Consider the following 12724-nt stretch of genomic DNA (forward strand, 5'->3'; position numbering starts at 1 on the left):
TGCCCTGTCGGATCGCGCGCCGGACGCCCGTCCTTGGTTCAACGGCAAGGGAATGGCACCATTCCCGGAGCCAGCCGTTTCACCGTAGCAGCAAGAAGCAACCGAGGAGCGCGACATGCAAAAGATCACCACCTGCCTGTGGTTCGACGACCAGGCCGAAGAGGCGATGAATTTCTACGTCTCCATTTTCAAGAACTCGAAGGTGCTGAGCGTGATGCGCTGGCCAGAGGGTCATGCAAATGAAGGCAAGGCGCTGGTGACCACGTTCGAACTCGACGGCGTGCAGTTCCAGGCGCTCAACGGCGGACCGCAATTCAAGTTCAACGAGGCAATGTCGCAGTCGATCGACTGCAAGACGCAGGAAGAGGTCGATTATTTCTGGGACAGGCTCATCGAAGGCGGTGGCGAACCGTCGCAATGCAGCTGGCTGAAAGACAAGTTCGGTGTCTCCTGGCAGGTCGTGCCGGAGCAACTGCCGAGGCTGCTTCAGGACCCGGACAGGGCCAAGGCCGGCCGGGTGATGTCGGCGATGATGCAGATGGGCAAGATCGAGATCGACAAATTGGAGGCGGCGGCGAAAGAATAGTCAACGCCGGCGCTGCCCCTCATCCGCCCTTCGGGCACCTTCTCCCCGTGAACGGGGAGAAGGAAAGAGGGCTGTTACGCCGCCTTGTCGCGGACCTGATAATCCTTGATCGTGGCGAAGCGGATCGCCTTCCAGCGCTCGGCTTCGTAGTTCAGCGAGAAGGCGTGCTGGGCGAGGAACACCGGGTCGTTGTCGAGGTCGCGGGCGATGTCGCCGCGATGCGCTTCGATGAAGCGAAGCACTTCGGCCTTGTCGTCGGCCGAGATCCAGCGGCAGACCGAAAAGCGCGACATTTCGAACTCGACGGGCAGCGTGTATTCGAAGTTCAGCCGCTCTTTCAGCACATCCAGCTGCAGGGCGCCGACGACACCGACGATGGCCGGCGAACCATCTTCCGGCGAAAACAGCTGCACGACGCCTTCCTCGGCCATCTGGTGCAGCGCTTCCTTCAACTTCTTGGCCTTCATCGCGTCGCCGAGGCGCACGCGGCGCAGGATTTCCGGGGCGAAATTCGGCACGCCGCGAAACAGGATTTCCTCGCCCTCGGTCAACGTGTCGCCGATGCGCAGCGTGCCGTGGTTGGGGATGCCGACGACATCACCGGCGAAAGCCTCGTCGGCGGTGACGCGGGTGCGGGCGAAGAAGAATTGCGGCGCCGAGAGTGACATCGGCTTCCCCGTGCGCACCAGCTTGGCCTTCATGCCGCGCTCGAGCTTGCCCGAGCAGACGCGCACGAAGGCGATGCGGTCGCGATGGTTGGGATCCATGTTGGCCTGGATCTTGAAGACGAAGGAGGTCATCTTCTCCTCCGTCGCCTCGATAGTGCGGGTGTCGGCCTCCTGCGCGCGCGGTGGCGGCCCGAAGGCGCCAAGCGCCTCGATCAGGTCGCGCACGCCGTAATTGCGCAGCGCCGAGCCGAAATAGACTGGTGTCAGATGGCCTTCGCGAAAAGCGTCGATGTCGAGCGGACGGCAGGCTTCGCGCGCCAGTTCGAGTTCCTCGATGAAGGCCTCGCGCTCATTTTCCGGCAGAAGGCCGGCAACGCGGTTGGAATCGGGACCGTTGACCGGCGTGCGCTCCTTCTCGTCGTCGCCCTTGCGCACGGCATTCAGCGCCAGGTGATAGGTGCCGGAGAAGGTCTTGCCACGGCCGATCGGCCAGGTGATGGGCGCGGTGTCCAGCGCCAGCTTCTGCTCGATCTCGTCCAAAATCTCGAACGGATCGCGGCTTTCGCGGTCCATCTTGTTGACGAAGGTGATGATCGGGATGTCGCGCAGCCGGCAGACCTCGAACAGTTTCAGCGTGCGCGGCTCGATGCCCTTGGCGGCATCGATGACCATGACGGCCGAGTCGACCGCCGACAGCGTGCGATAGGTATCGTCGGCGAAGTCCTCGTGGCCGGGCGTGTCGAGCAGGTTGAAGACGTTGTCCTCATATTCGAAGGTCATCACCGAGGTGACGACCGAAATGCCGCGCTCGCGCTCGATCTTCATCCAGTCGGAACGCGTCTGGATACGGTCCTTCTTGGCCTTGACCTCGCCGGCAAGCTGGATGGCGCCGCCGAACAGCAGCAGCTTTTCGGTCAGCGTCGTCTTGCCGGCGTCGGGGTGGGCGATGATCGCGAAAGTGCGGCGGCGCGCCACTTCCTCTGGTATTGTATCGGGCATTCTGTTGGGATTTCCGTGTGACAGGCCGGGCTTCTAGCAGCGCTACGCCGGGCTGTCGACCGTTCCGGCGGCACGGATGCCGCCGGATGCCGTCTCTCTGCTGAAGCCAGCAATGGCCGGGAGCCGTGTATTTCAACATTGGCAAGCGGCCATAGGAATGCCACTTGGATGAACATCCCTTGGAATCAGGAGACAGAGGAGTGACCATGGCTGCGTCGAAACAAGTGATCGTCATCGGCGCCGGCATTATTGGTGCCTCGGTTGCCTGGCATCTGACCAGAGCTGGCGCGCAGGTGACGGTCATTGCCGACAGCGCGCCGGGCGGCGTGGCGACGCCGAACTCGTTTGCCTGGATCAACGCCAGTTGGGGCAATCCGGAAACCTATTTCCGGCTGCGCATCCGTGCCATGGCCGAGTGGAAGCGACTTGCAAATGATTTGCCCGGCCTGCCGCTGGCCTGGTGCGGCGGCCTGAACTGGGACCTGCAGGCGGAGAGGCTCGAAGCCTATGCGGACGAGCATTCGGCCTGGGGCTACGGCATCGAACGGGTTGGCCGAGAGCAGGTGGCACGCATTGAGCCCAATCTCGCCGAGCCTCCAGATTTTGCCTTGCATATCGCTGAGGAAGGTGTCGCCGAGCCCGCGGCCACAGCGAAGGCGCTGCTGGCGGATGCAGCGCGGCAAGGCGCGCGCATCCTCTCCGGCACGGTGACCGCGCTGGCCCAGAGCAACGGCAGGATTACCGGCGTGGACACATCACATGGGCTCGTTGCCGCCGACGAGGTGGTGATCGCCGCTGGCGTCGGCTCTCCGGATATTGCGGCGACGGCCGGCATCACCTTGCCGATCGAGACGCCGCCCGGCCTTATCGTCCATTCGCGGCCTTACAGGAAATTGCTCAACGGACTGGTGCACGCCGAGAGGCTACACATGCGCCAGACCGCCGAGGGCCGCATCATCGCCGGCTCGGATTTCGCCGGCGGCGATCCCGGTATGGACGCCGAAGCGACCGCCCGCGCGCTGTTCGCGGTCACGAAAGCAGCATTGCGTGGCGCCGAGGGGCTGGAACTCGATTTCCACACCATTGGCTACCGCCCCAATCCGATCGACGGCTTTCCGATCATCGGCCGCGCCGAGGGCCTGGATGGGCTCTACGTCGCGGTCATGCATTCCGGCATCACGCTGGCACCAGCCGTCGGCCTGTTTGCCGCGCGGGAGATTCTTGAAGGCGAGCGCGATGCATTGTTGGCGCCTTACGGGCTGGCGCGGTTTGCGCAGTAGCAATGGCTGCTTCCGAGGCGGCACTCTACGGCGCCCCCCTCTGTCCTGCCGGACATCTCCCCTACAAGTGGGAGACGTCAGCTTCGCCGGCGGCTTCGCTCTTCAACGTTCGAGATTGGGAAGGCCATCGCGACATCTGGCCTCCCGCTCTGGGGGAGATGTCCGGCAGGACAGAGAGGGGCGCGGAGGAACTCGACCGAAACGATTTGCTATCCAACCAGCGCCAGCTTCGCCGCGACCGGAACGAATGGACTTATGTCGATGCCATCCCTGGTCATGGTGACGAAGCTCGATGGCGGGATCGCCTGCCAGTCGCCGCCCTCGCGATCGAAGGGCTCGGAGACGATGCAGCGGCCAGCGCCCTTGCGGAAGATGGACGTGTAGAGCGTGGGCGCGTGGGCGTCGGTGGCGTAGCGGACCGCATACAGCGCCTGTCCGTCGGAGAAAGCGGCGGTGAGTTTAAGCGCCGGCTCGAGACCGGCGCGGCGAGAGGCTTCCAGCACGCGGCTGGTGGCACGCGAGACGGCGCCTTGCGGGTCGGCCGAAAGGCCCTCGTCGATCATCAGGAGAAAAAACAGTTCGGAATCGGTGGTGCCTTCGCGCTGGTCGAAGACAGCGTCGGACAGCGAGTTCTCCAGCGCGCGGCGAATTTTCTCGAAACCGCCGATCTGGCCATTGTGCATGAACGACCAGCGGTCGGAGATGAACGGATGGCAGTTCATGCGGCTGGTGGCGCCGCCGGTCGAGGCCCTGACATGGGCGAGGAACAGGCCGGACTTGATCTGCCGGCACAGGCTTTTCAGATTGGGGTCGGACCAGGCCGGCAGGATGTCGCGGTAGAGGCCGGGCTCGGGCCTCTCGCCATACCAGGCAAGGCCGAAACCGTCGCCATTGGTCGGCGACTTGGCTTCCTGGGCGCAGTGGCTCTGGGCGATCAGCGAGTGACAGGGCGCCGTGAGGATATCTTCGAGAACGACCGCTTCACCGAGATAGGCCGCCCATCGGCACATCGCTTTGTCGTCCCCTAGGCACGATCCGCAAGCGCCGCCGGCGCATCGACCGTATGATTGCCTCTGTTGTGCGTCCGCTCGTAGAGCTCGCGAATGATTCGGCTGGCGGTAGTCTCGAAGAGAAATGGCAAGAAAGCGTGAACGAGCGCTGCTCCCGCCGCCATCAGCAGGCGCGACGAGAACCAGGCGGCGAAGGCCATATGGCCGAAATAGGTTTCGCCGACCTTGGCCGGATGAGAGGTGAAAATGCTTGCGAGCGACATGCTGGTTCCCCTTCAGCGCTGGAGCTTCCTGATATGAGTATCCTGACACGTCTCACCGGTTCATTGGTCCCAAAATATCCTTGTATTTTGCCACTTCATGGGACAAACATCCCAAATGACACTGGAAATCGATGAAATCGACCGAAAATTGCTTGCCGAATTGCAACGAGACGGCACGTTGTCGGTCGACCAGCTGTCGGAGCGGGTGGCATTGTCGCGCAATGCCTGCTGGCGTCGCGTCAAGCGGCTGGAGGAAGATCGCGTCATCACCGGCCGCGTGGCGCTGGTCGATGCCGAAAAGCTCGGGCTTGGCCTTTCGGTGTTCATCCTGATCCGCACATCCAACCACGACCCGGACTGGCTGCAGAAATTCCGCGCTGCGGTAAGCGGCTTGCCAGAGATCATCGGCGTCTATCGCATGTCTGGCGATCTCGATTATGTACTGCGCGCCCGTGTCGCCGACGTGAAGGCCTATGACCGGCTCTACCAGCGGCTCATCGCCAAGGTGGCGCTGTCGGATGTTTCCGCCTCCTTCGTCATGGAGGAGATCAAGGAGACGACGGTGGTTCCGATGGAAGTGCGTTGAGCCGCCCTCAGGCCATAGTGATGCCCGAAAGAAAGCCGTTGATAGCCCTGCGGGCGAATTGACCGAATCGGCAATCGCGCCGATAGGATCGATTTTATGCGCGCAGCCCTTCAAACACCCTCCGTCATCGGTCCCACCGTCGGCTTCGTCAGGCTGCCGCATGGCGAGGGACTTCCGCTTCCCGCTTATGAAAGCACCGGCGCCGCCGGCATGGATTTGCGCGCAGCGGTGCCCGAAGACCGGCCGCTTCTGATCCTGCCGGGCAAGCGCGCTCTGGTGCCGACCGGGCTGATCCTGGAAATTCCCGAAGGGATGGAAGGCCAGGTGCGGCCACGCTCGGGCCTTGCCTTCAAACACGGCCTTACCGTCCTCAATTCACCCGGCACGGTCGACAGCGACTATCGCGGCGAAGTGAAGGTGCTGCTGGTCAATCTCGGCGACGAGGACTTTGCCGTTACGCGCGGCATGCGCATTGCCCAGATCGTTTTCGCCGCCGTGACGCAGGTGGCGGTTGAAGAGCGTTCGCTCGCCGGCGGCACGGCGCGCGGCTCGGGCGGATTCGGATCGACCGGCACCGCCTGATAGCGAATCCAATGCCCTTGCCGAAACTTGTCATCTTCGACTGCGACGGGATCCTGGTCGACACGGAGAACCTCGCCAACCGACGCCTGGCCGAATGGCTCAGCGCGAGCGGCTATCCAACGACCTTCGAATATTGCCGCAAGAACTTCTCCGGCCGCAGCATGGTCTCGGTGCAGAAGGAGATCGAGGAGACGACCAGCGCCAGGCTCGGCGCCGATTTCGTCGAGCGCTGGAATGCCGGCCTGCCGGATCTGTTCGCTCATGGCGTCGAGGCGATCCCTTATGTCCGGGAGTTCATCGAGGCGGTCCGCGCCGCCGGCCTCGCCTACTGCGTCGCCACCTCGGCCAGGATCTCGAAGATGCACATAACGCTTGGCCAGACCGGGCTGTTGCCGCTGTTCGAACATGCGATGTTCAGCGCCACCATGGTCTCGCGCGGCAAGCCGTTCCCCGACCTGTTCCTGCATGCGGCCAAAGCCATGGGCTTCGAGCCGGCCGACTGCATCGTCATCGAGGACAGCGTCGCCGGCACGCAGGCAGGCATCGCTGCCGGCATGCGGGTGTTCTCCTATCATGGCGACCCCTATTCCGACCGCGACGGCCTGATCCAGGCCGGCGGCATCCTGTTCGACGACATGCGCGAACTCGCCGGGCTGGTGCCGATCCACTGATTTTGCCGGCCGGATGGGCTAATGCATGTCGCCCGGAAGTGTCAGCTTCGCGGTGCTTGCGGTGAGGGGACGATATCAAGCATGTCGGGATTTTTGCATCGGCTCGTCTTTGCCTGCCTGTTGCTGCTGCCATTGCTGGGCGGCGCGGCCGGCGCCCAGGACGCGGCCAGCCCGGACCTCGGCAAACCCATCGATGGCCACGCCGGCACGACCTATGCCGATCTCATCAGGATGGTCATTCCGGATCTGACGGCGAAGGGCGACTACTATGTCGGCTCCTCGCCGATCGAGATGCGGCACATTGCCGGTCCCGACAATGACAGCTCGCCACCAGAAGCACCGAGCGTTTTCAGCGCCGGCGTGCTTGGCATCAAGGCCGGAGGCAAGGAGCGGCTGGCCATGCTTTTCGATCTCGGCGAATCGCCCGACAGCGCGGAGGGCTATGCGGTGCTGGCGCTTTACGATCTCACCGGCAAACCGAGGTTGCTCGATGCCGTCAATGTGGCGACCGACCGTTTCACCTTCTTTCGCCACCCCGGCAAACTTTCGCTCGGCGCCAGCGACGATGCGCTGATGATCTCCAGCACGCATTTCAACTCGAACCAGGGCTACATGTCGACGCCGCTTATCCTGGTGCGAGACGACCGTTTTGAGCTGATCGACCTCATCAACACGTTCGACGAAAATGTCTGTTCCTATCGGCGCTCCCAGGACCTGACCTTCCAGGCCGTGAGCGATGGCCAGCCCTACGCCGCGATCAAGGCGACGATAACCGACAAGACGGCACCTGGCGAAGAGACGTGCGACGAACCCGCCCCCAAAGCCGTCTCGAACGACATTTCCGTAACCTACCGCTGGGACAAGAAAACAGCGGGCTACGTCGCCGATTCCGATGCCTTCGAAAAATTGGCAGCAGACAACGAGAAACGCTTCTGAACCAACCGCATTTGTTTGCCCGGCCGGAAACGGCGCGCTAGCATCCGCTCCGACACTCGTCATGGGGAACATTCATGGACAAGGGCAAGATCTTTCGCGACCTGCATGCCTCGACCTTCGTCATGCCCAATCCCTGGGACCCGGGCACGACGAAGCTGCTTGGCTCCTTCGGCTTCAAGGCGCTGGCCACGACCAGCGCCGGCTTTGCCTTTTCGCGCGGCCTGCCGGACGGGGCCGTGAGCTTCGACCAGATGATCCATCATTGCCGCGAGGTGACGGCCGCGACCGAACTGCCGGTCTCGGCGGATCTCGAAAAAGGCAAGGGCGACAGCCCCGAGCAGGCCGCCGAGACCATTTTCGCAGCGGAGGCCGCCGGGCTTGCCGGCTGCTCGATCGAAGACCATACCGGCGATCCGGAAAAGCCCATCTACGAGTTTTCGCATGCGGTCGAGCGCGTCGCCGCCGCGGTGGAGGCGGCGCGGGCGCTGAAGCGCGATTTTGTCTTCACCGCGCGGGCCGAGAACTTCCTGTGGGGCAAGTCCGACCTCGACGATACGATCAAGCGGCTGCAGGCCTTCGAAAAGGCCGGCGCCGACGTCCTCTATGCGCCGGGCATCGGCGACGTCGAGATGGTGCGCACGCTCTGCTCGGCGGTGACCAAGCCGGTCAACGTCATGGCGAGACCCGGCTTCACCATCGCCGACCTTGCCATGGCCGGCGTCAAGCGGATTTCGCTCGGGCCGTGGCTGACCAATTTCGCCTACGGCATGCTGGAGACGGCGGCGCGCGAGATCCAGCAGGACGGAACGTTCGGCTTCACCCGCGCTGCCATGCCGTTCGGCAAGTTGCAGGCGCTGTACGGCAAATCCCAGGGTTAGACGCCGCATGAACCTTACCGTCGTCGACATGCATACGGGCGGCGAGCCGCTGCGGATCGTCACCGGGGGTTATCCCGCTATCCCCAAGGGCACCATCCTGGGGAAGCGCGCCTATGTGCGGGACAACCTCGACCATTTGCGCAAACTGCTGATCTTCGAGCCGCGCGGCCATTACGACATGTATGGCGCCTTGCTGGTCGAGCCCGATTTGCCCGGCGCCGACCTTGCCGTGCTGTTCATGCACAATGAGGGCTATTCCACCATGTGCGGCCACGCCATCGTCGCGCTCGGCCGTTATGCCATCGATGAAGGCCTGGTGGCGAAACAGGAGCCGTTCACCACCGTCAACATCGAGGCGCCTTGTGGCCTGGTCGTCGCCTCGGTCGAGGTCAGCGACGGCAAGGCCGGTGCGGTGTCGTTCGAGAGCGTGCCTGCCTTCCTGTTCGCCCGCGACCAACAGATCGAGCTGACAGAGTATGGCAAGATCGGTTTCGATATCGCCTATGGCGGGGCTTTCTACGCGCTGGCCGACTGCCATCAGTTCGGGCTGGAATTCGGCCGCGACCGCGTGCGCGATTTCGTCGATGCGGCAACGGCGCTGACGAACCGGCTCAAGGCCGAGTTTGCGTTGTCGCATCCCGATCATGACGACCTCGCCTTCCTCTACGGCACCATCCTGACCGACGGAAAGGACGCCTTTTCCGGGGAAGTCACCAGAAATGTCTGCGTCTTCGCCGAGGCGGAAGTCGACCGATCGCCGACCGGTTCCGGCGTGACCGCCCGGCTGGCGGCCATGCATGCCAAGGGCGAGATCGCCATTGGGCAGACGCGCAGTTTCGAGAGCATCGCCGGCTCGCGCTTTTCCGGGGCGGTGGTGCGAACGGCACAGGCCGGCCCGCACGAAGCGATCGTCGCCCGCGTCGGCGGCCGCGCCTATTATTCCGGACGAGCCGAATTCATTGTCGAACCGGACGACGAGCTGGGGCGCGGTTTCCTCTTGCGCTGAAGGCTCAATCGCGTGCGGGATGAGACGCTTCCCGGGCCGAAACCGCCTTGTGCAGATGCACCATCATGGCGGCCGCGAAGAGCGGCGTCAGCAGGTTGAGCAGCGGCACGGCAAGGAATGCCGCGATTACCAGCCCGGACAGAAACACCGTACCGGCATAGCGCCGGCGCAGGGCCCTCGCATCTTCCTCGGGGCGAAAGCGCATGGCGGCGAATTCGAAGAATTCGCGCCCCAGCAGGTAGCCGTTGACAATGAAGAAGGCTGCGATGTTGATGCCCGGCACCAGCAGAAGCATGAGCGCCACGATGTTGCCCAGGATGACGACGCCGAAAAACTTTATCGCCAGCACCATCGAGCGCAATGCCGGCATGGCGCGTCCGGCCGGGTGGCCTGGGTAATCGGTGCGCTCGACCACTTCGGCGACATCGTCGAGGAACAGGCCGGCGATGACGGCCGTGACCGGCGCAACAAGCAGCGCCATGCCGAAGGCCAGCGCGATGGCCGCGACAATGCCGCCCAGCCAGCCGGCCCAGGACGGTATGCCGGGCAACACGGTCTGGAGCCACGGCAGGGCCAGCCATTCGACAAGGCTGGTCAGGCCGAACCACAGGGCGACCAGCGCCAGCAGGGTCAGGCCGAGCGTCTTGATGAACACGGCGCGGAACGGAGGCGAGAGCAGCTCCAGGGCCGCGGTGCGGGCAGCGTCGAAAATCACCGTGCTTCAACCCCAGGTCAGCGGACACAACCACAGAGCAATTCCAGGAAAAGTGCGTAGCGGTTTTCCGCCCGGGATCGCGTAAAAACGAGAAGTTACAGCTGGTCAGAGATTCCATCAAACACTGAACCGCTCAAGGCAGGACGTCTCCGAGATAGGCAGTGCGGCCCGCGAGCACAAGCGCGGGCCTTTGCTTGTCTTTGGACGCTGCCGAAATCTGACTACCGGGCGAAGGCCGGTTTGCGGACCGGTATGGTCATGGCCGCCACGCCGGCAACGACAAAGCCCATGCCGAGCCATGCCGTCGGACCCAGGCTTTCGCCGAGGAAGATGGCGCCGATGCCGACACCGATCGGCACCCGCAGATAGGCCTGCGACGTCGTGCCGACCGAACCCAGCGTGTGGATGAGGCGAAAATAGATGACGAACGCCAGTGCCGTCGAAAACACGGACAGGCCGAGCAAAGCGAGGATGGAAGCCGCCGAGGGGGCCAGCGTCCATGGCCGGTCGACCACCAGGCTGAGCGGCACCAGCATGACGGCGCCGCACAGCATCGAGCCGGCGGCGGGAAGCATCGGATCGAGGCCCTTGAAGCCACGGCCGAAGATGGCGGCGCCCGCATAGCACACGGTTGCCGCGACGATGGCGATCTGTGCCCAGAGCTGGTCGCCGATGCCGCCAAGCGCCTGCGTGCCGACGATGAGGCAGATGCCGGCAATACCGGCGCCGACGCCGACCAGCTTGCGCGCCGTCACCGGCTCATGGCGGGTGATGAGTGCCGTTAGCAGGAAGGTGAAGATCGGCGAGGTCGAATTGAGGATGGTGGCAAGGCCGGCGTCGACCGAGCGCTCGGCCGCGGCGATCAGCGTGAACGGGATGACGCTGTTGAGGCAGGCCTGGAAGGCGAAGCGGCGCCAGCTAGCCGCGTCTCCCGGCAAGGCAAGCCCACGCCAGCGGATGATGGCGAACAGGATGGCGCCGGCGATCAGGGTGCGGGCGGCGATGAAGGTGATGGGCGGGATGGTCTCGACGCCGATCTTGATGAAGGTGTAGGAGGCGCCCCACAGGACAGCCAGTACGCCAAGCAGCGCCAGGTCGGTAGCCGTGTCGTTTTTGGCAGGCATGGGCTCGCGCCTTCGGACCGTGATCTCAGGAGCGCAGTTGTAGGCGACATCGCGACGAAATGTTTCGGCCACGGTCGAATTGTCGTAGCGCCTGGCTGGCGCGGCAAGGACAGAAAATCGGTTGCCTGTTTTCAGCGTCATGCTGTAGACCCGCGCGGGCATGGCAAGAAGCCGGCTCGGGTTTTGGCGGAGACATTGATGCCGGATTATGACGTGCTTTGCATCGGCAATGCGATTGTCGACATCATCGCCCAGTGCGAAGAGGACTTCCTCCAGACCAACGGCATCATCAAGGGCGCGATGAATCTCATCGACACCCATCGCGCCGAATTGCTCTACAGCCGCATGGGTCCGGCAATCGAGGCCTCCGGCGGCAGCGCCGGCAACACGGCGGCCGGGGTCGCCTCCTTCGGCGGACGCGCCGCCTTCTTCGGCAAGGTTTCCAACGATGCGCTGGGCGAAATCTACGCGCACGATATCCACGCGCAAGGTGTCGCCTTTGACACCAAGCCGCTCGAGGGCGAGCCGCCGACGGCGCGCTCGATGATCTTCGTCACCCCCGATGGCGAGCGCTCGATGAACACCTATCTCGGCGCCTGCGTCGAACTCGGGCCGGAAGATGTCGAGGCCGACAAGGCGTCGGGCGCCAAGGTGACCTATTTCGAAGGCTATCTGTGGGACCCGCCGCGCGCCAAGGAAGCCATCCGGCAGACGGCCAGGCTGGCGCACGCGGCCGGCCGCGAAGTGTCCATGACCTTGTCGGATTCGTTCTGCGTCGACCGCTACCGTGACGAGTTCCTCGACCTGATGCGCTCGGGCACGGTCGATATCGTCTTTGCCAACAGCCACGAGATCAAGTCGCTTTACCAGACTTCGTCGTTCGACGAGGCGCTGGCGCAGATCCGCAAGGATTGCAAGATCGCGGCGGTGACCCGCTCCGAAAAGGGCTCGGTCATCGTGCGCGGCGACGAGACCGTGGTCATAAAGGCCACCGCCATCAAGGAGCTGGTCGACACCACGGGCGCCGGCGACCTCTACGCCGCCGGTTTCCTGCATGGTTATACACAGGGACGCGACCTCCAGACCTGCGGCGACCTTGGCTCACTGGCAGCCGGATTGGTGATCCAGCAGATCGGCCCGAGGCCACGGCAGAATCTGCGCAAGGAAGCCGAGCAAGCGGGGTTGTTGTAGGGGGGCTGTTCCCTTCTCCCCCTGTGGGAGAAGGTGGATCGGCGCGCAGCGCCGAGACGGTTGAGGGGTGGGTGACGGATCGCCGTTTTTGCCAAGCTGGAACACCCCTTGTGTGTTTGGAATCGTGCATTGTTGAGGGTGCCACGGACCAGGTGCTTGCCTGATCCGTGGCGGCGGTCGAGAGCCCGTCACCCCTCAGGTGGCTTAAACCGTGGATGAGCTGGGGCCC

At 63.8% G+C, this 12724-nt stretch carries 14 protein-coding genes; 9 read left to right on the forward strand and 5 right to left on the reverse strand.

The genetic code is table 11. The annotated features are described in order from the left end of the window. Positions 1–115 precede the first annotated feature (115 nt). Positions 116–586, forward strand: coding sequence for a VOC family protein (locus tag EN824_RS32230; protein ID WP_127278651.1), 471 nt, complete (start codon positions 116–118; stop codon positions 584–586). Positions 587–660: 74 nt separating this feature from the next. Here the strand turns inward: EN824_RS32230 and EN824_RS32235 are convergent, their stop codons facing one another. Continuing rightward, positions 661–2253 carry a peptide chain release factor 3 gene (locus EN824_RS32235; protein ID WP_135862259.1) on the reverse strand — a complete coding sequence of 531 codons (1593 nt, stop codon included), beginning with the start codon at positions 2251–2253 and terminating at the stop codon, positions 661–663. Positions 2254–2459: 206 nt separating this feature from the next. Between EN824_RS32235 and EN824_RS32240 the strand changes: the two genes are divergently transcribed. Further along, complete coding sequence (locus tag EN824_RS32240; RefSeq protein ID WP_135862262.1) at positions 2460–3533, forward strand: FAD-binding oxidoreductase; 1074 nt, start codon at positions 2460–2462, stop codon at positions 3531–3533. Between the two features lie 209 nt (positions 3534–3742). Here EN824_RS32240 and EN824_RS32245 read toward each other — a convergent pair whose 3' ends face one another. Together EN824_RS32245 and EN824_RS32250 are read right to left on the reverse strand one after the other, a co-directional pair. Further along, positions 3743–4543, reverse strand: coding sequence for a class II glutamine amidotransferase (locus EN824_RS32245; RefSeq protein ID WP_135862264.1), 801 nt, complete (start codon positions 4541–4543; stop codon positions 3743–3745). Between the two features lie 14 nt (positions 4544–4557). Beyond that, positions 4558–4806 (reverse strand): DUF6356 family protein, encoded by a 249-nt coding sequence (locus EN824_RS32250; protein WP_127278798.1) that lies wholly within the window; start codon positions 4804–4806, stop codon positions 4558–4560. A gap of 115 nt (positions 4807–4921) precedes the next feature. Here EN824_RS32250 and EN824_RS32255 point away from each other — a divergent pair, with 115 nt between their 5' ends. From EN824_RS32255 to EN824_RS32280, 6 genes are all read left to right on the forward strand, one after another. After that, positions 4922–5392, forward strand: a complete 471-nt coding sequence (locus EN824_RS32255) for an Lrp/AsnC family transcriptional regulator (RefSeq protein ID WP_127278799.1) — start codon at positions 4922–4924, stop codon at positions 5390–5392. A 96-nt stretch (positions 5393–5488) separates the two neighbouring features. Beyond that, positions 5489–5974, forward strand: a complete 486-nt coding sequence (gene dut / locus EN824_RS32260; protein ID WP_127278800.1) for a dUTP diphosphatase — start codon at positions 5489–5491, stop codon at positions 5972–5974. An 11-nt stretch (positions 5975–5985) separates the two neighbouring features. Further along, entirely contained in the window at positions 5986–6645 is a 660-nt protein-coding gene (locus EN824_RS32265; protein ID WP_127278801.1) for an HAD family phosphatase, read from the forward strand. A gap of 81 nt (positions 6646–6726) precedes the next feature. Beyond that, positions 6727–7581, forward strand: a complete 855-nt coding sequence (locus tag EN824_RS32270; RefSeq protein ID WP_127873030.1) for a hypothetical protein — start codon at positions 6727–6729, stop codon at positions 7579–7581. Positions 7582–7655: 74 nt separating this feature from the next. After that, positions 7656–8459 (forward strand): oxaloacetate decarboxylase, encoded by an 804-nt coding sequence (locus tag EN824_RS32275; RefSeq protein ID WP_127278803.1) that lies wholly within the window; start codon positions 7656–7658, stop codon positions 8457–8459. A gap of 7 nt (positions 8460–8466) precedes the next feature. Then, positions 8467–9465: a proline racemase family protein gene (locus tag EN824_RS32280; protein WP_127278804.1), complete on the forward strand. Its 999-nt coding sequence runs from the start codon at positions 8467–8469 to the stop codon at positions 9463–9465. Positions 9466–9469: 4 nt separating this feature from the next. On the opposite strand, the gene EN824_RS32285 is transcribed toward EN824_RS32280, so the two are convergent. After that, a complete protein-coding gene (locus EN824_RS32285; RefSeq protein WP_135933097.1) occupies positions 9470–10180 on the reverse strand; it encodes a sulfate transporter family protein in 711 nt (236 codons plus the stop codon). A 221-nt stretch (positions 10181–10401) separates the two neighbouring features. Next, complete coding sequence (locus tag EN824_RS32290; RefSeq protein WP_135862962.1) at positions 10402–11304, reverse strand: EamA family transporter; 903 nt, start codon at positions 11302–11304, stop codon at positions 10402–10404. A 198-nt stretch (positions 11305–11502) separates the two neighbouring features. On the opposite strand from EN824_RS32290, the gene EN824_RS32295 reads away from it, so the two are divergent. After that, a complete protein-coding gene (locus EN824_RS32295) occupies positions 11503–12495 on the forward strand; it encodes an adenosine kinase (protein ID WP_127873026.1) in 993 nt (330 codons plus the stop codon). Positions 12496–12724 lie beyond the last annotated feature (229 nt).

It is taken from the genome of Mesorhizobium sp. M8A.F.Ca.ET.181.01.1.1, assembly GCF_004792025.1.
Lineage (GTDB): Bacteria > Pseudomonadota > Alphaproteobacteria > Rhizobiales > Rhizobiaceae > Mesorhizobium.

Coding starts and splice junctions, on each gene's coding strand:
- EN824_RS32230 (WP_127278651.1), top strand. CDS start 116: ATGCAAAAGATCACCACCTGCCTGTGGTTCGACGACCAGGCCGAAGAG.
- EN824_RS32235 (WP_135862259.1), bottom strand. CDS start 2,253: ATGCCCGATACAATACCAGAGGAAGTGGCGCGCCGCCGCACTTTCGCG.
- EN824_RS32240 (WP_135862262.1), top strand. CDS start 2,460: ATGGCTGCGTCGAAACAAGTGATCGTCATCGGCGCCGGCATTATTGGT.
- EN824_RS32245 (WP_135862264.1), bottom strand. CDS start 4,543: ATGTGCCGATGGGCGGCCTATCTCGGTGAAGCGGTCGTTCTCGAAGAT.
- EN824_RS32250 (WP_127278798.1), bottom strand. CDS start 4,806: ATGTCGCTCGCAAGCATTTTCACCTCTCATCCGGCCAAGGTCGGCGAA.
- EN824_RS32255 (WP_127278799.1), top strand. CDS start 4,922: ATGACACTGGAAATCGATGAAATCGACCGAAAATTGCTTGCCGAATTG.
- dut (WP_127278800.1), top strand. CDS start 5,489: ATGCGCGCAGCCCTTCAAACACCCTCCGTCATCGGTCCCACCGTCGGC.
- EN824_RS32265 (WP_127278801.1), top strand. CDS start 5,986: ATGCCCTTGCCGAAACTTGTCATCTTCGACTGCGACGGGATCCTGGTC.
- EN824_RS32270 (WP_127873030.1), top strand. CDS start 6,727: ATGTCGGGATTTTTGCATCGGCTCGTCTTTGCCTGCCTGTTGCTGCTG.
- EN824_RS32275 (WP_127278803.1), top strand. CDS start 7,656: ATGGACAAGGGCAAGATCTTTCGCGACCTGCATGCCTCGACCTTCGTC.
- EN824_RS32280 (WP_127278804.1), top strand. CDS start 8,467: ATGAACCTTACCGTCGTCGACATGCATACGGGCGGCGAGCCGCTGCGG.
- EN824_RS32290 (WP_135862962.1), bottom strand. CDS start 11,304: ATGCCTGCCAAAAACGACACGGCTACCGACCTGGCGCTGCTTGGCGTA.
- EN824_RS32295 (WP_127873026.1), top strand. CDS start 11,503: ATGCCGGATTATGACGTGCTTTGCATCGGCAATGCGATTGTCGACATC.